Annotated in this window: 16 protein-coding genes; 9 read left to right on the plus strand and 7 right to left on the minus strand. The window is 58.5% G+C overall.

Annotated features, from left to right (window positions below; genetic code table 11):
• From HMPREF3149_RS09030 to HMPREF3149_RS09050, 5 genes are all read left to right on the plus strand, one after another.
• On the plus strand, positions 1-437 hold a 437-nt coding region (locus tag HMPREF3149_RS09030; RefSeq protein WP_141741492.1), incomplete at its 5' end, for an IS30 family transposase.
• Between the two features lie 297 nt (positions 438-734).
• A complete protein-coding gene (locus HMPREF3149_RS09035) occupies positions 735-1,160 on the plus strand; it encodes a hypothetical protein (protein WP_141741490.1) in 426 nt (141 codons plus the stop codon).
• 11 nt (positions 1,161-1,171) lie between these two features.
• Complete coding sequence (locus HMPREF3149_RS09040; RefSeq protein ID WP_070537561.1) at positions 1,172-1,480, plus strand: hypothetical protein; 309 nt, start codon at positions 1,172-1,174, stop codon at positions 1,478-1,480.
• A gap of 237 nt (positions 1,481-1,717) precedes the next feature.
• Positions 1,718-2,098, plus strand: a complete 381-nt coding sequence (locus HMPREF3149_RS09045; RefSeq protein WP_070537562.1) for an SdpI family protein — start codon at positions 1,718-1,720, stop codon at positions 2,096-2,098.
• Between the two features lie 503 nt (positions 2,099-2,601).
• The gene (locus HMPREF3149_RS09050; RefSeq protein ID WP_070537565.1) at positions 2,602-2,862 is read left to right on the plus strand and encodes a hypothetical protein; all 261 of its coding nucleotides are present in this window, start codon (positions 2,602-2,604) and stop codon (positions 2,860-2,862) included.
• 772 nt (positions 2,863-3,634) lie between these two features.
• On the opposite strand, the gene HMPREF3149_RS09055 is transcribed toward HMPREF3149_RS09050, so the two are convergent.
• On the minus strand, positions 3,635-5,875 hold the full coding sequence (locus HMPREF3149_RS09055) for a LamG-like jellyroll fold domain-containing protein (protein WP_070537568.1): 2,241 nt from the start codon (positions 5,873-5,875) through the stop codon (positions 3,635-3,637).
• A 139-nt stretch (positions 5,876-6,014) separates the two neighbouring features.
• Between HMPREF3149_RS09055 and HMPREF3149_RS09060 the strand changes: the two genes are divergently transcribed.
• Both HMPREF3149_RS09060 and HMPREF3149_RS09065 read left to right on the plus strand, forming a co-directional pair.
• A complete protein-coding gene (locus HMPREF3149_RS09060) occupies positions 6,015-6,449 on the plus strand; it encodes an OsmC family protein (protein WP_070537570.1) in 435 nt (144 codons plus the stop codon).
• 225 nt (positions 6,450-6,674) lie between these two features.
• Complete coding sequence (locus tag HMPREF3149_RS09065; RefSeq protein WP_070537572.1) at positions 6,675-7,601, plus strand: DUF1906 domain-containing protein; 927 nt, start codon at positions 6,675-6,677, stop codon at positions 7,599-7,601.
• Between the two features lie 7 nt (positions 7,602-7,608).
• Here the strand turns inward: HMPREF3149_RS09065 and HMPREF3149_RS09070 are convergent, their stop codons facing one another.
• The 6 genes from HMPREF3149_RS09070 to HMPREF3149_RS09095 all read right to left on the minus strand — a co-directional run bounded on the left by HMPREF3149_RS09070 (position 7,609) and on the right by HMPREF3149_RS09095 (position 13,972).
• A complete protein-coding gene (locus HMPREF3149_RS09070) occupies positions 7,609-8,622 on the minus strand; it encodes a hypothetical protein (protein WP_070537574.1) in 1,014 nt (337 codons plus the stop codon).
• Positions 8,623-8,673: 51 nt separating this feature from the next.
• Entirely contained in the window at positions 8,674-10,320 is a 1,647-nt protein-coding gene (locus HMPREF3149_RS09075) for a solute symporter family protein (protein WP_070537575.1), read from the minus strand.
• A gap of 3 nt (positions 10,321-10,323) precedes the next feature.
• Positions 10,324-10,668: a DUF485 domain-containing protein gene (locus HMPREF3149_RS09080; RefSeq protein WP_042529976.1), complete on the minus strand. Its 345-nt coding sequence runs from the start codon at positions 10,666-10,668 to the stop codon at positions 10,324-10,326.
• Positions 10,669-11,125: 457 nt separating this feature from the next.
• The gene (locus tag HMPREF3149_RS09085) at positions 11,126-11,986 is read right to left on the minus strand and encodes an aldo/keto reductase (protein WP_042533129.1); all 861 of its coding nucleotides are present in this window, start codon (positions 11,984-11,986) and stop codon (positions 11,126-11,128) included.
• Positions 11,987-12,170: 184 nt separating this feature from the next.
• Positions 12,171-12,527 (minus strand): FKBP-type peptidyl-prolyl cis-trans isomerase, encoded by a 357-nt coding sequence (locus tag HMPREF3149_RS09090; protein ID WP_039674461.1) that lies wholly within the window; start codon positions 12,525-12,527, stop codon positions 12,171-12,173.
• Between the two features lie 152 nt (positions 12,528-12,679).
• Positions 12,680-13,972 carry a citrate synthase gene (locus HMPREF3149_RS09095; protein ID WP_083280829.1) on the minus strand — a complete coding sequence of 431 codons (1,293 nt, stop codon included), beginning with the start codon at positions 13,970-13,972 and terminating at the stop codon, positions 12,680-12,682.
• Positions 13,973-14,122: 150 nt separating this feature from the next.
• Between HMPREF3149_RS09095 and serC the strand changes: the two genes are divergently transcribed.
• Positions 14,123-15,253 carry a phosphoserine transaminase gene (serC, locus tag HMPREF3149_RS09100; RefSeq protein WP_042529974.1) on the plus strand — a complete coding sequence of 377 codons (1,131 nt, stop codon included), beginning with the start codon at positions 14,123-14,125 and terminating at the stop codon, positions 15,251-15,253.
• A 134-nt stretch (positions 15,254-15,387) separates the two neighbouring features.
• Positions 15,388-16,581, plus strand: a complete 1,194-nt coding sequence (gene sepH / locus HMPREF3149_RS09105; RefSeq protein ID WP_070537579.1) for a septation protein SepH — start codon at positions 15,388-15,390, stop codon at positions 16,579-16,581.
• The last annotated feature ends 4 nt before the right edge of the window (positions 16,582-16,585 follow it).

Here is a 16,585-nt window from a genome sequence, read left to right on the forward strand (position 1 = left end):
ATGGTGAATTAACTGGTTTCCATGGATTCGTCCTGCAGTCGTTAACGCATGTTCCAATGCCCACCGAACACACATCGATGACGGTGATTGAAACGATCCAGCAGATGGCCAAAGACCTTAACGTCGAACAGCTCAAAACCATCACCTGGGATCATGGCGTGGAAATGGCTGAAACCGCACGTGTGCGCATCAAAGACGGCTGCGAGGTATACTTTTGCGATCCACACTCGCCGTGGCAGCGGCCAACCAACGAAAACACCAACGGTGAGATCCGGCGCCGCTTCTACAAAAAGGGCACCGACTTCGCCGAAGTAACCCCCGAGCACGTCGCCTCGGTACAAAACGAACTCAACGACACACCACGACAAGTCCTCGGCGGATCAACCCCACGTGAAATAGTCGAGCAACTATTCAAACGTGGCGCATCAACCGCTTGATCCCGCCCAGCAATGTACAAAGACGAAGTGTGCATTACTATTATGAGCGCCAGCCGTGAGTTAAATATCGCTTCGGCATCCGTACGCATCTGGAGGTATACAGTCGTGAAAAAACACTACGCCTTACGTTCTTTCCTAAGTGCAGTGACCGTGATGAGCTTGACATTGAGCTTTTTGCCAACTGCGACAGCTCAACCACCGAAACCTAGTGTCTCACCGATGAAACCATCGGATCCCGCATCATTTACATCCGATCAAGAGCAGTTGTCAAACGGTATATCCAAGGGCTTCGAGACCTTGTTCACAGAAGTCGTCTACGAAGAGTCCCCGGGGGACTGGGCTATTAACTACGACGACGCTAGCGAAATGGGCCTTTCCCGCGAAGACGCCGATATTCTCGCCGCGTTCATGGGCTCCCCCGATTCATACACAGATGGCGCGGCGGTCACGACGTACGACCTCGGAACTTTCGGCCAATGTGTTGTATCTAATGCCCTCGGTTTTCCCTTAACGTGGGCCGACGGTCAAGAAATTGGTCGCTACCTGAAGAACAAGCAATGGAAACTCGCGGCTGACAAAATCGTCTCACTTGCCGCGGTATACGGCGCGACCGCAGCCCTCGAATACGGCATCAAAGCCCTGGGCGGCCCGGCAGTGTGGGCGGGGCAGCTCGCTCTCTACGCGGGTTCATGCGCGGTCAGTGAGAAAATTCACATTGGTTAGGAACTTATAGTATGGGTTCTCGGTTTGAAATGGGATTCGGGGGTGCGCTTGCCGCACGAGAGGAGAATGGGGCACCATGGGTTCCGCCATGGTGGCAAAGCTTCGTTATCGTGCCTCTCGCAGTGATTGCCATGTATGTTGTGTTTCCTGTCGGCACCGATTCCAACACGCAGTCCCCGAACCCGGGTGGCTCATTCTGGAGCAATTTGAGCTTGGATCACTTAATCGGTCCGGTGACCTTTACGTTAGGAGGATATTACCTGTTGATTTTGCCGATCTTCTATTTCCGCAGGTATCGCTGGAATAAGAAGAACCGCTAGTAGTTTTGCAGCACATACAAGCTCTCGTCGATGGATCTCGCTGAATTCCATTTGAACACTACCGCAGAATTCCTAGGTCGTGTAGGTTACTTATTGGAAGTGGTGAGCGGTTCGGCCAGGCGCTGTTGAAGCGTGAACAACTCGACGAATCCGTAGTTCAATCTTTTGAACGCACTTCGCGTGCTGGTGACGATTAGGTCAGCGCTCCGTCGTTTAGATTTTGAAGGTGATTTACAAGTGGGTTCCGCCCTTGCGATTTCTGCCTTGGCGCTGCTATTTTTCGGCGTATATTCCCTGATACTGTGCAGAAAGACGGTAAACGGAACGAACTCGCGCAACGATGGTTTTGGAATTCGAACTCAAGCGACCAGAACTAGCGACGCGGCTTGGAATGCTGGGCACAGAGCAGCCGTCCCACTACTGCGGGCCTTTGGTATTCTCGACATCCTATTCGCCCTACTCCTCGTCGTAATTGGCCTCCTTGCACCTGACATTGGCGCGCGACTAGGGATAACCATCCGGTTAATCGCCTACGCAGTTGCGGCCACTGGATTTTTTATTGCGGTGAAGAAAGCTAATGCCGCTGCCAGGGGCGTTAACGAGCAGTTTCCCGAATGAGGACAGTAGACCCGTAAAGGAGACCACTTTGCCAGCTCGTAAAAAACACGGCCCACCGTCCGAGTCAGGCCCACTTGGAGTTCGTTGCGACAAAGGACGGGCGCAGAGTTCGCAACACTGCATATACCGCTGGTGGCGCCCAGACTTCGCCTGCTTCGAGAAAGCCCCTCGTTCCGAAACCCGCATCGAATCCCGCCGGCGTGGACGAGGCAGAAAATGTTATCTCCGCTGCGCTCGACCAGATGGAAGCAGTCGCGTCGAAAACTGACTTTGCAGGGAGTTTGAAGCCGGGGACCGGGATTACGTCGTCGGACGGTTCCGTTACGTCGGCCAGATTCCTGAAACCTGTTTGGGTGTAGGCGGCTTCAGGCAATCATTACAACGTCGAATCAGTCCACTTCGTGGACGACACGAGTGATCCAAAGGTGGTCTCTGCTGGTCTTGCTGAGGCCTTTCAATCGCTGAGGGTGAAGAAGGCAAGATCCGGGACGAGACCAACACAAGTGGGTGGGCGTAGCAAGCGCCTCGTCATCACTGCAAAAGGGGACTATGTTGTTGACGCTGGAGTGTGGATGAGCCCGCTTAACGGCTCTGACATTATCACCGCCGCGACCGTCTACCTCCAGAACGACGATTGGGTGCGCACGTCTCATGGTGACCGCCAGGACGAAGAAGAAATTGCTCGTCTTATGGCGGCGGAGATTGTTAAAGGTCGGTGTCTCGATTATTTCAAGTTCACATCTGGATGGCTATCATTAACTTGATATCCCTCCACCCGAACAATGTTGTATGGGCTCTCGCAGGTGTGCTCACCGGCTGCATTCCCGGAGCCCAGTAGGCTAAGCTTGTTCAAGTCATTATGAATAACAAGCAAATGATCGCCACTGCCCCCAAGAAAACGGTGTATTCAGCCTTGGCACGAATATCGTTCCTGTCGCGACTGCACCTAATGAGTAATTAGAGGAGCTGTTCTGTGAGCCTACGAAAATTCCTGTGGATTTGCGCGGGCGTCGGGACTTTGGCAGCGGGGTATTTAAACGATGTTCCTCTTCTTCTGCTAGTAGCTCTTCTCTTCGTTGCTGCCATTCCGACGGCACTACTAATTGCGTCATCTTCAGAGCCAAAAGGCGGCCTTAAGGCCGTCGGCCTGCTTGCGGTTTGTATTGCTATAGGGGCCTTCGTTCCGCTGGTTTTGGTCTTCGCTTTTGCTGGTTACGTAGCGGTGACCTGGTATTCGGTTACCCCCGCTGAGTCTTCAGAGCACTCTAACTCACCGAAAGGCTGATTGGAGCAGGCACGGAACACTACTCGAACCAAACAAAGCCCCGACTCCTCTGGACTGCAGGTTTTGTTCCGTCTGAGTAGAAAGGACAAGACCTGGGGCACTTCAAACCGAGATCTGTTCAGCCTAACCGTGTCATTCACGGTAAATAGTGGACGAAAATTCGCAAGTTTTGAGGTCCTATTTGCGAAAATGTCCTCGGCAGCACAAATCCCCCGCCTCGGTGCGAGACAGGGGGTGGAGGGTGGGCGAAACTAGTTCAGGCCCGGAATCTTCGGCAGCTTCGGCTCAGGGAGGTTGAGCCCGAAGAGGCGGTTGATGGTTGGGATGAGGGCGTAGGCGGCGCCGCCCAAGACGGCGATGACAGCGACGATGGGGAAAATCATCTTGGCGCCGTTGCTAGAGCCGGCGAAGAAGGCTTCGCCAACCTGGCTGGCGTTAGGCTTGTTTTCATCGGTCGGCTCTGCAGGCTTCGTCGGCTCAGTGGTGGTCGACTCAGCCGGAGCGGTGGTTTCGGAGCTGGACGGCTGCTCTTCCTTCACAGCTGGGCGGGCGGTGAGCCATTGGTCCGGGGTGAGAACGCCCTGGGTCAGGCGGGTCTCACCAATCCAGCCGTACCACGGGTCCTGCGGCGTACGGTTATCAAAGCCAGCACCCATGACCCACTGCAGTTCGCGCGGGAGGAGGCCTTCAGCACCCTTGGCATTGCGCAGGATCGGGGCACCATTGATGAACATCTCCACGGTGTCGGAATCCGGCTTGTTCACCACCGCGATGTGCATCCATTCATCGGTGGGAACCTCGTGGGACCAGACAGTAGAGCCGGAGCCTTCCTTGGGCTCCGCCCACCAGCGCAGCTCACGGAGGTTGGAAATGCCGAACATGACGGTGGGGTCGGTGTCGGTGGAGCCGTCGACAAGCTCAGCAATGCTGGAGTCGCGAGACAGCGCACTTCCCCAGCCGTGCTCAGAGCCGTTGAAATCCTTGGGAATCTTCACGAAGGACTCGAAGGTGTAGCCCGCGGAGGTATCGACCTTGTTGATCTCAGCGCCTTCCTTGGACCGGAACTCCGCCATCGAAGCCTTGCCAGCCGGGTCGGACCAGAACAGGGAGCCGGAATCGGAGGACAGCGGGTGGTGGTCGGTGCTGTAGGTGATGCGCTCGCCCACATTGGACGGGCCACCTGCGCGAACAAGGTCACCAGCACCATCGGCACCGAAGGCATCGGGGATGATGGCGCCTTCGGTGGCCACGTCGCCGTCGGCAAGCTGCTTGCCGTCCTTGTTCTTGGTCTGACCTGGACGCCAGTGGAAGACAGTATTGTCGGACTTCACAAAGTCATTCGGGCCATCCGGCAGCTGGTCCTGCGGAATCGTGTACGGGGTATAGCCTTCCTCAACGATGTCACGAGCCGCCTTGCCAAGGTCCGGATCATTCTCATCGCCGATGGTCCACTCCGGAGCAAAGTCAGCGAAGCGCTCCTTAAAGTTGAGCGGCACGTGGTAGCTATCGCCCTTGCCGTCGAGGATGAGCTTATCGAACTGCGTGAGCTCCTTAGCCGGCTTCTGAGCCACCCATGGGGACAGTGCGGTCATCTCCAGCTCATTGCCGGAAAGATCGAACTCGAGCACGCCGAGCAGGCCATTGCCGCCCTGGTACGCCATCTGGTAGTCCTGCAGGATACCAATGACATCGTGGCCAGCATCGTTCTTGTCTACGCGGTAGCCGGCGCCGTGGTGGTGGCCGCCCATGGTGAGGAAGATCTGGTCATTCTTCTTGATGAACTTGTCCCACAGACCCTGGCCGTAGTCATCGGAGTAGAACACCTTGCCAGAGCCATCAATGTTGAGAACCTCATGGCTGGTGAGGATGACCGGCAGGTCCGGGTGCGCATCGAGAACGCCCTGGGCCCACGCCAGGGCCTCATCGTCCGCACGCCAGGCCAGCGCCAAGACCAGGTACTTCTGACCCTCAGCCTCAAAAATGTGGTACTCAGAGTCGTTGTTCACCGCGGTGTGGCGCTCCTGGAAGGTCTCCGGGTTGGCGGCCTTGGCGCGCTCAGCGCTGAAGTACTCGTTGTACGGGTGTGCCGACTTGTCATCGATCATGTCGTGGTTGCCCGGCAGGATGGAGTAGTTCAGTTCGGAATCATCGAGAACCTTCATCGCCTCGTCCGCGACCTTCCACTCGCCATCCACGTCCGCTTGGTCCACGACGTCACCGAGGTGAGTAGCGAAGTCCATGTTGAGGGCCTTTTGGTTCTTCACCAGCCACTCTGTCTGTGCCGTGTAGGGCTCGCTGCCATAGCGGGCCTGAGCAAGGTTTCCGGTCTCCGGAGTGGAGTAGCGGGAATAGAACTGGGTATCCGGCAGCACGCCAATGCTGAAGCGCGAGCCCATTGCCTCTTCTGGCTCGGCGGCGCTAGCCGGGGCCACGAGGAATGTTCCGGCCACCGATGCGGTGACCAAGGTGCCAAGAAGGCGGCGAGTAGTCATAGATCTTCCAATCACAGTGGAGGCGGATGAGACAAATAAGTCGAAAGAGACGATTGAAGAATAGTATTCCGAGTTGTCGCCTTGATGTCCTCAATATGAATAAATTTTTAACTGAGCCCTAGTAGCTAGGATGGCGTTCATGAGCGAAGTTACGAAGAAGTACGGAGTCGACGTCACCCGCATCGATACGGGCCACTACCGCGCCACGAATGCTGCCGGCGCCAGCCTCGAATTCGGGTCAGGCGACGGCCTTCTCAGTCCAGTCGAGCTGCTGTTGGCTGCTGTCGCGGGCTGCTCAGCAGTCGACGTTGATGTGGTCACCTCCCGGCGTGCTGAGCCGGAGCTTTTCGACGTCCACGTGGACGGCACCCGCGTCAATGAGGACGGCGCCTCACGGCTGAGCGAGGTTGACGTGGAATTTTCCCTCCGCTTCCCCGACACCGATGCCGGCCGCCAGGCAGAGTCATTGATCGAGCGCCTTGTGCGCATTTCTCACGACAAAGACTGCACGGTATCCCGCACGGTAGAAAACCCCACCACCGTCACATTCCGCACGACCAGGCCGCAGGTTTAGCCGACGGGGTTGTCCCCTCGGAGAGATAGCCACGTCGCGTCAACGTGTCGCGGCAGTTCCCGCAGATCACGGCAGTGCCTCTACCCCTCGCCCCGTAAGAGGTGGTGCAATTTTGAACCAGTGTGACTACAGTGTTTGCAGATACATCGTTCACTATCAACTGAAGTGACGCGAGACGTCGCTTAGCCCTGCCCCACCTCCAACTATTCCACTCAAGGAGAAACCGTGTCCCTGTCCCGTCGTTCCCTTTTCAAAGCCGGCGCGATTGCTCTGGCCGCTGGCGCCGTTGGCAGCCACGCCCCCGCCGCCCTCGCTGTGGGCCCCGCGCTCGGCACCATCGTTGACTTTTCTGCGGGTGTGCCGTCCGCAGGTGCTATCAAGGCCGCCGGCCACCTCGGTGCTATCCGCTACGTATCCCAGCGCCGCCCCAACGCGCAGTGGATGAAGGGCAAGCCCGTTACCTTGGCAGAGACCAAGGCCAACGCCGCTGCCGGCCTCAAGACCGCCTCTATCTATCAGTTCGGCCGCGCAGAAACTGCTGACTGGCTCAATGGAGCCGCCGGCGCCGGTGTCCACGCCCCGCAGGCTATCGCCATCCATAAGGCCGCAGGAGGACCGACCGGCCGCCCGATTTACATCGCTATCGATGACAACCCAACGCGCGCACAGTACGAGAATCAGATTCGCCCCTACCTCGAGGCTTTCTCCACCGCGCTGACGGGCGCGGGCTACCAGACGGGCGTGTATGGCAATTACAACGTCATCGACTGGTGCGTCGCTGACGGAATTGGTGAGTTCTTTTGGATGCACGACTGGGGTTCGGGAGGCAAGATTCATCCGCGCACCACCATCCACCAGCCAGCTAAACGTCAGGCCACTATCGACGGCGTCACGTGTGATATCAACACCGTGTACGCCCGCGACTGGGGCCAGTGGACGCCGGGCGACGGTTCGCTCTCCCTGCCGGATCTCAAGGACATCCCTGCTGTGCCGAACGACGCTCCACTGCCCGACATCTCCCTGCCCGATCCCACCGGTCGCGGCTCCAGCGCCGGCGGCAATGGCATCACCATCGCCGGCTCTTCGGTCAGCAATGACCAGGTTCGTGGCGCCATCGATGTCCTTAACACTGTGCGCAAGGCGATGGGCTAAGGCTCCGTTACTTTTTGTCTGATGACGGCGACGTTGACGCGACTGTCGACGTCGCCTTTCTCTTTGGTTTCTTCGTCGTCGATGACGTGGTCGCAGTGCTCGACGAGGGCTTCGTCGTTTCCGACGACGAAGCAGTGGCCACCGTCGACGTGGTGAAGGACGGATTGGCTAGAGCTTCCTTATTCCGGTTATTTCCCTTCACCAGGCTCTTGCCGGTGATTTCTTTGCGAACATACGAGGTAAGTTCGCTCGCCGAGCCCTCAATCGAGGCGGCAACGACGAAGTTTTCGCTGAAAGAAACCGAGGAGTGGCGGTCCCTACTATCGGACCAGCCCCATTTCGTCCCGGTGACGTCGCTCAGCACGGCAGTGCCATAGTTCTGCCGATAACCATCGGCAGACACGTCATCCGCGTGGGCCATGGCAACGAGCACTGGGTGGGTGGGGTCATCCTCCATGAGCTGGACAATGAACCTGACCACGTCATAGGTCGACGTCTTCGAATGCCCCCAGTCCTTCCCTGCCTCGGTTGAGGTCAGACCATACTCCCTGGCAACAGAGTCGATAGACCGTGGATATTTCTCAAAAAGCTTCCCGGCGCTCTCGTCGGATGAATCAGCAATCATCTCCAACGCGAGGTATTTATCTTCGAAGGAGCCGTGCTCGATGACGTACGTGGCGATGTAAAGCTTAATCAGGCTCAGAGCGTAACGCGGCATGTGCTCGGTAGGTGATCCCATGTGCATACCGGTTTCGATGCGGTAGTACGTTATCGCCTTCTTGTCATCACCCTTGAGGAACTGCCCCACCTCATCGTCGACCGCCGCCAACTGTGAGGCTCCCTTCTTGTGCGAGATGGGCGCCGGTGTGGCAGGAGCAGCGCCCGTTGTACGCGTCGAGTCTGCATCTTGTTGGTTCGGCGGCGCGCAAGCGATGAGAACCGATGCACCAAGTGCGCACGCCAGAAGGGCGGCACCAGCTCGTGCTGATACCGCCCTGTGCGATGGCTGCGAGTTAAACACGGAGCATAAGTTTACTCGCTCGGCCTCCTGTCGTAGTGATCTACCTGTTTATTAGTGGTCTACCGGAGCTTCCACACCAACGCCGGTGAGGGAGCGAACTTCCATCTCGGCGGAGAGCTCTTCGAGGTTGTCTGGCGGAGTCATGATGGACACGATCCAGCCTGCGAAGAAGGCCAAGGGGATGGTGACCAGACCCGGTGAGGACAGCGGGAAGATAGACCAATCCGCGTTAGGGAACATCGAGGTCGGAGTTCCGGATACTGCCGGGGACAGGAAGATGAGCACCAGGCACGAGATAACGCCGGTGTACATCGAGGCCACTGCGCCTGCGGTGTTGAAACGACGCCAGTACAGGGAGTACAGGATAGTCGGCAAGTTCGCAGAGGCGGCAACGGCGAAGGCCAGGGACACCAGGAAGGCGACGTTCTGAGTCATGGCGAGAATACCCAGGATGATGGACGCTATACCGAGAATAACCACGGTGATCTGGGAAACGCGGACTTGCTCGGCCTCGGTGGACTCGCCGTTGCGGATGACAGAGTGGTAGACATCGTGTGCGATAGACGCGGACGCGGTAATGGCAAGGCCTGCCACAACGGCAAGGACTGTAGCGAACGCCACCGCGGAGATAACCGCCATGAAGATGGAACCGCCGATTTCCAGTGCTAGCAGCGGCGCCGCAGAGTTTGCACCACCCGGCGCAGCGAGGATGCGGTCCGGACCAACCAAAGCGGCAGCACCGTAGCCCAGAACCAGGGTCATGAGGTAGAAGGCACCGATAATAACGATGGCCCACGTAACGGAGCGGCGAGCCTCGGTAGCAGTCGGCACCGTGTAGAAACGCATGAGAACGTGCGGCAGACCGCCAACGCCCAGAACGAGGGCAATACCCAGGGAGATGAAGTCAAGCTTGGTGGTCAGGTTCTTTCCATACTTCAGACCCGGCTCCATAATCTGGGAGGCCTCATAGCCGCCCTCCTTGATAGCAGCTGAGTTAGCGTGCATATCAATAGCCTGGCTAAAGAGCGTGCTAAAGCCACCCTTGAGCATGACGAAGGTCAGAATGCACATGATGACCACACCGGTCACCAGAAGCACGGCCTTGATCATCTGCACGTAGGTCGTGCCCTTCATGCCGCCGACAAGAACGTAGACGATCATGAGGATTCCCACGACGCCGACCACGACTGCCTGCCACTTGAAATCGTGGATATTCAGCAGCACGGCCACGAGGGAACCTGCACCGGCCATCTGTGCGATGAGGTAGAACAGCGACACAAACAAGGTCGAGATGGCTGCTGCCACGCGAACCGGGCGCTGCTTAAGGCGGAAGGACAGCACGTCTGCCATGGTGAAGCGTCCGACGTTGCGCATCGGCTCCGCCACGAGCATAAGAGCTACGAGCCAAGCGACGAAGAAGCCAACCGAGTACAGGAAGCCGTCGTAGCCGTTGAGCGCCACGGCACCCACGATGCCCAAGAAGGATGCGGCGGACAGGTAGTCACCGGAGATAGCAAGGCCGTTCTGACGGCCGGAGAAGCTACCGCCACCGGTATAGAAGTCCGACGCTTCCTTGGTGGACTTTCCGGCACGAAGCACCACGTACATGGTGATAACCAAGAAGGCGGCGAAGACGCCGATGTTCAGAATCGGGTTGCCGGCGGAGGATTCCGCTGCGGCGACAGTAAAGGTCTGCATTGTTTAGCCCTCCAGTTCCTGGCGAATGGCCGCTGACTGCGGCTCAATGTTCTTGTTGGCGTAATTGACGTAGATGTACGTAATGACGAAGGTGGTCAGAAACTGAGCCAAGCCGAATACAAGGCCAATGTTCCAGCCGCCACCAATTTCAGTTCCCATGAACTCCGGCGCAAACACGGCTGCAAGTACGTACAGGACGTACCACAGAAAGAAGGCCACGGTCATGGGGAAAGTGAACTTGCGGTAGGTTCCGCGCAGTTTGCTGAACTGGGGGCTATCCCGCATGGCAATAAACTCTTGCGGCGTAGGTTCGCGGCGCGAGTTAAGCGAGGCAGGTGCATCAGTCATGTCGCTCTCCTTTGTGGAAATTATTTCTGCACAAAACGTCCACCGGGAATGAGGGACAGTGCCCTCGGTCACGTTTTGTCTTGATCTGTAAGTTACCGAACAGACTCTGCAAGGTTGTAAATCCTGCCAAGAAAAGTTGCCCACCTTAACATCAGCCACCCCCGCGATGCACTGCAACATGCACCTATCCCCCGATTCTTGGCACCCCCGCTAATTCACCGCCCGCTCAAATCTAATTTAGCGAACCAAAAGTTAGCAGAGTTCTAGCCGACGACTTAACAACGTGCGAAGAGAAATCGTCACTTCATTGCCCAACGCCTCTCCCCGTTGCGTGATTAGACACAGCGAAACCCGCCTTCCTCCACTTCCCGAGCCTCCCCCTCCCCCAGCACTGGCGGGAGAATCGGGCGACGTGACGTGAAGAAAGACGGGCTAGCTTGTCTCAGTATGCGCGGGGTTACTCAGCTCCGGGGAACTCGCGCGGATCCTTGAACATGCGTCCAAATCCCTCACGGCCGTCAAGGGAATCAAGAACCTCGATGTCCTCGCGGGTCAATTCGATCGTGGCAGCCGCGAAATTCTCCTCAAGGCGCTCGCGACGGCTGGACTTCGGGATGACAGAAATCCCCTTCGCCATCAGATAAGCCAGCACCGCCTGCCCAGGAGTGATGCCGTGCTTCTCTGCAACGGCGGCAACCTCGGGGTTGTTGAGGATGACACCGCGCGCCAGCGGCGACCAGGCCTCTGTGACAATGTCGTGATTGTCGTGGAATTCCCGCAGCCCCGGCTGCGTAAAGCCCGGGTGCAGCTCCACCTGGTTCAGAACAGGCACGATGCCAGTCTTTGCCATGAGCTCCTGGAGGGTCTCCTCGTAGAAGTTTGCCACACCAATGGAGGCAATCTGCCCCATGCCCTGCAAACGAGCCATTTCCTCGAAGGTCTCCACGTAGAGCCCTCCCTGTGGCCAGGGCCAGTGGATAAGGTACAGGTCAAGGTAGTCCAGCTGCAGCTTGTCCAGAGACTCACGGAAAGCCAAGTCCACCTTGCCTTTGCCGTGGTGGTCATGCCAGACCTTGCTGGTGATGAAGAGCTCATCACGAGTGACGTCACCGGCCTTCATGGCGTCGGCCAAAGCGTGACCTAGCTCCGTCTCATTCTCATAGAGAGTTGCTGTATCAAAGTGGCGGTAGCCCAGCTCGATAGCCTCGCGCACGCAGCGGGTGAGATCCTCACCGCGCAGTTTGTAGGTTCCGAGACCCAGCAACGGCATCTCGCGGTCATCATTAAACGTGGTTTGTGGGACACTCATGTCCCCCATTGTGCCCCACTGCGGCACACCGTGGGGCCGCCGAGCGCAATCACACACCTATCGTGTCCCCCGATTTTTGGGGACACCGTTCTTACCATCCCCATATACGCCGTATGCCCCGCCCATTTCCCCCTCAGCGCCTATCACGGCACTGGGGAGAAAGAGGCGGGGCACGTACCCTCGTGTGCGCGGTTTAGGCGCGAATCAGGTCAATGACGAAGGTCAGGGTGCGGCCAGACAGCGGGTGTGCGCCACCGGCAGGGCCATAGGCCTTCTCCGGCGGGATGACAAGCTTACGGCGGCCACCCACCTTCATACCCGGGATACCTTCCTGCCAACCGGCAATGAGGCCGGTCAGCGGGAACTCGATCGACTGACCGCGGCCCCACGAAGAATCGAACTCCTGGTTCGTTTCGTAGTCAACGCCAACGTAGTGGACCTCAACGAAGCCGCCCGGCTGGGCCTCGGCACCGTCACCCACCACGATGTCTTCAATGACAAGGTCTTGGGGAGCGGGCTCCGTTGCCGGCTCGATTACGGGCTTGTCCATTGGGGGATCTCCTCCTTGGATAAATTTTTCTTCTTTGGTGGCTGTAAACACTTAAGGCCGAGCCACATCGCCCCCAGTATACGGGGTAACGGGTGGCCCGGCCCTAGAAGCGCAGCGTATGAGCTATGCGCCGCACAGTATCAGCGTACGGTTTAGCGCTCGCTGCGCGGGGTAACCTTGCGCAGGGTCTCGCCGGTGTAGATCTGGCGCGGGCGGTTGATCTTGGTGTTGAGCTCCAGCTGCTCGCGGTACTGAGCAATCCAGCCCGGCAGACGGCCGATGGCGAAGAGGACGGTGAAGAAGTCCGTCGGGAAGCCCATGGCACGGTAGATGAGGCCGGTGTAGAAGTCCACGTTCGGGTAGAGCTTGCGGGAGACGAAGTAGTCGTCGTTGAGTGCAATCTCCTCCAGCTTCATAGCCAGGTCCAGCATCGGGTCGCCACCGAGGTGGTCGATGATCTCGTGGGCGGTCTCCTTGACAATAGCCGCGCGCGGGTCGTAGTTCTTGTACACGCGGTGGCCGAAGCCCATGAGGCGAACGCCCTTTTCCTTGTTCTTCACGCGGTTCATGAAGTCCGTAGCGTCACCGTCGTGGTTGTTCTGAATGTCCTCAAGCATCTCCAGAACGGCCTGGTTAGCACCACCGTGCAGCGGGCCAGACAGGGCGTTGATGCCACCAGCGATAGCAACAAACAGGTTGGCCTGTGCGGAACCAATCATGCGAACCGTGGACGTGGAGCAGTTCTGCTCGTGGTCAGCGTGGAGAATAAGAAGCTTATCCAGGGCCTTAGCAACAACCGGGTCAACCTCGTACTCCTCGGTCGGGTAACCGAACATCATGCGCAGGAAGTTCTCACGCGCGTTGAGCTTGTTGTCCGGGTACATGTACGGCTTACCCTGGGATGCGCGGTACGCGTACGCGGCCAGCATCGGCACCTTAGCCAGAAGTCGCACGGTTGCCTTGTCTAGCTGCTCCGGGTCCAGCGGGTTGAGCTGGTCCTGGTAGTACGCAGACAGAATGTTAAGGGAGGAAGCCAACACCGCCATGGGATGCGCGTTGCGCGGGAAGATGTTGAATGCGGCCTTAAAGTCCTCATCCAGCAGGGTGTGGTGGCGGATTTCCGTGTTGAACTTGGACAGCTCGTCCTCATTCGGCAGGTGGCCCTTAATCAGCAGGTAAGAGACCTCGTTGAAGGAGGCGTTCTCAGCCAAGTCCGCAATGTCATAACCGCGGTGGCGAAGGATGCCTTCCTCACCATTAATGAACGTAATCTTGGACTCAGTAGAACCGGTAGCTGCGTAACCCGGGTCGAAGGTAACGAGGCCAGTCTCGTTGCGGAGCTTGCCAATATCGAAGCCGGAGTCACCCTCGGTGGACTGCTTGATGTCCATCTCGTACTCGCCACCAGGGTAGTGCAGTACAACCTTGTTCTCTTCAGAAGCCACGTGCTTTCCTTTCTCAACATGCCATTCCGGCTCACGCCGAAGCGGCTTAATTAAACCTCTTCACACTTTATCAAAACTTGTGACTCTGCCAACATTGGCAATCCTGGCAAAGTACCTAGTGCCCGAACGAAATTAGGCTACACTGCCCCCATGAGCAACTCAGAACTCTCCCTGCCAGCAGATCTCCTTCCTGCCGACGGCCGGTTCGGCTGCGGCCCGTCCAAGGTTCGCCCCGCCCAAATTGAGGCAATCAGGGCCGGCGCAGGCACCATCATTGGTACCTCCCACCGCCAGCCGGCCGTAAAGAATCTGGTTGGCTCCATCCGTGAGGGTTTGAGCGACCTTTTCTCCCTTCCTGCAGGTTATGAGATTGTCTTGTCCCTCGGCGGCGCTACCGCATTCTGGGATGCAGCCACCTTCGGACTCATTGAGAAGCAGTCTGCACACCTGAGTTTCGGCGAGTTCTCCTCCAAGTTTGCAAAGGCTGCTGGCAAAGCTCCGTGGCTCGATGCGCCACTCGTCACCGAGGCAGAAGTGGGCACCGCACCGGACCCGAAGGCGGCCGAGGCCACCGGCGCGGATGTCATCGCGTGGGCTCACAACGAGACGTCCACCGGCGCCATGGTTCCGGTCACCCGCCCGAACCCCGACGCTACTGACCAGCTCGTCGTCATCGATGCCACCTCTGGCGCGGGCGGCCTTCCGGTCGATATGTCTGAGACGGACGTTTACTACTTCTCCCCGCAGAAGTGCTTTGCCTCCGACGGTGGCCTGTGGTTGGCCGCTATGTCCCCGGCTGCCGTCGAGCGCATTGAGAAGATCAACTCTTCCGATCGCTTCATCCCAGCCTTCCTTAATCTGCAGACTGCCGTGGACAACTCTCGCAAGAACCAGACGTACAACACCCCTGCGGTAGCCACGCTGCTCATGCTCGATGACCAGGTGACGTGGATGAACGCTAATGGCGGCCTCGACGGCATGGTCAAGCGCACCACGGCGAATTCCAGCATCCTGTACAGCTGGGCTGAATCGCGCCCGGAGGCCACCCCATTCGTGCAGGATGCTTCCGCTCGATCTCTGGTCGTCGGAACGATTGACTTCGACGATTCGGTTGACGCTGCAGCGGTAGCCAAGACTTTGCGCGCCAACGGCATTCTCGATGTCGAGCCTTATCGCAAGTTGGGCCGTAACCAGCTGCGTGTGGGCCTCTTCCCGGCTATCGATTCCGAGGACGTCACGAAGCTCACCCAGGCCATCGACTACGTTCTGGACAACCGTTAGTCCCAGCAACCGTTAGTCCCAGCACAAATTCACCTACCTCCTCAACATGCCCCGCGCTCTTGCCAGAGTTCGGGGCATGTTCTGGGTAAAGTGGACTTCATCACATGTCCGCTACCAGGCTAAGGAGCGCCACCATGCGCGAGATTTTCCTCGCACCCAGCGACTCAACTGACTCCTCGCTCGTTCTCCGGGCAGAGGATGGTGAGGAGTTTTTCCTCGAGGTCACCGACGAGCTTCGTGAGTTGCTCGCTCCTGCTAGCTCCAGCGAGACCTCGGAATCTAAAGACTCCGCAGCCTCAGCCAACTCGTCGGCAGACCAGGGTTCGGACCACACCACGGCAACCACAAGCACCACCCCATCGCCAGCTACCGCACACGAGCCTCCCCGGGGTCTTCACACCGTAGTGCCCTCCTCTCAGAGCGCCCACGATTCGCAGTCATCCTCCACGCAGGCGATGAGCCTGCGCCCGAACGAGATCCAGGCACGTATCCGCGCCGGCGCGTCCACCGCAGAAATGGCGGAAGAACTCGGTGTGCCGGAATCTCGTATCGAACCTTTTGCACACCCGGTGTTGCTGGAAAGGGCGAGGATTGCGGACGTCGCCAAGCAGGCACACCCCATCCGCGACGATGGGCCGGCCAAGCTAACGCTGTGGGAAATCCTCGCTACGGCTTTCGCGGCGCGCGGGCACTCACTGTCGGAGTCGACGTGGGATGCCTACCGCCACCAAGGCGAGCCGTGGATTCTACGTATCACGTGGAAAGCAGGCCTGTCTGCCAACGAGGCGGAGTGGACGTTCAAGCAGACCATGACCTCCCCCGCCACCGTGGAGGCTCGCAACTCTGTAGCCGCTGACCTGACGGACCCGGACTTTGTGCAACCGGTACGCTCCCTGACTTCAGTGGGGCGTGGCGAGCGCTATGACGAGGCCATTGACGGCCGCGGGCAGTTCGACGAGCACGAGGACATTGAGTCTGCGCGCGCCGGTGACCCGGGGGTGACGGATCTGTCCGTGTACTCGGGCAGCGCTTCGGACGCTGACTCCGCCGAGCATTACGCGGAGCCCTCCGTCCTGCCTTCGCCGCGCGGCGGCGAGGAGCCGGGCGCAGCGGCCTCCACCGATACTGCTCACCGTGAAGACAGCCAGGGCTCCGCGGACCCAGTTACCGACGCGGAGAAGAGCAAGGACACCGGCGTGGACGAGGACTTCCTCCAGAACCCCGATCCGGAGCCCAAGCCCACCAAACGCCGCCGCAAGGCCGTCACCCCGCACTGGGAGGATGTGCTGCTCGGCGTTCGTTCCACCACGAAGCGTCCCCGCGAGTAACCTG

The organism is Corynebacterium sp. HMSC05E07, from assembly GCF_001807225.1.
GTDB classification, from domain to species: domain Bacteria; phylum Actinomycetota; class Actinomycetes; order Mycobacteriales; family Mycobacteriaceae; genus Corynebacterium; species Corynebacterium singulare.

Bases quoted from the DNA above. Each gene is read 5' to 3' on its own strand.
- HMPREF3149_RS09040 (WP_070537561.1), top strand. From the start codon at position 1,172: ATGGGTTCTCGGTTTGAAATGGGATTCGGGGGTGCGCTTGCCGCACGA.
- HMPREF3149_RS09055 (WP_070537568.1), bottom strand. From the start codon at position 5,875: ATGACTACTCGCCGCCTTCTTGGCACCTTGGTCACCGCATCGGTGGCC.
- HMPREF3149_RS09060 (WP_070537570.1), top strand. From the start codon at position 6,015: ATGAGCGAAGTTACGAAGAAGTACGGAGTCGACGTCACCCGCATCGAT.
- HMPREF3149_RS09075 (WP_070537575.1), bottom strand. From the start codon at position 10,320: ATGCAGACCTTTACTGTCGCCGCAGCGGAATCCTCCGCCGGCAACCCG.
- HMPREF3149_RS09080 (WP_042529976.1), bottom strand. From the start codon at position 10,668: ATGACTGATGCACCTGCCTCGCTTAACTCGCGCCGCGAACCTACGCCG.
- HMPREF3149_RS09085 (WP_042533129.1), bottom strand. From the start codon at position 11,986: ATGGGGGACATGAGTGTCCCACAAACCACGTTTAATGATGACCGCGAG.
- HMPREF3149_RS09090 (WP_039674461.1), bottom strand. From the start codon at position 12,527: ATGGACAAGCCCGTAATCGAGCCGGCAACGGAGCCCGCTCCCCAAGAC.
- serC (WP_042529974.1), top strand. From the start codon at position 14,123: ATGAGCAACTCAGAACTCTCCCTGCCAGCAGATCTCCTTCCTGCCGAC.
- sepH (WP_070537579.1), top strand. From the start codon at position 15,388: ATGCGCGAGATTTTCCTCGCACCCAGCGACTCAACTGACTCCTCGCTC.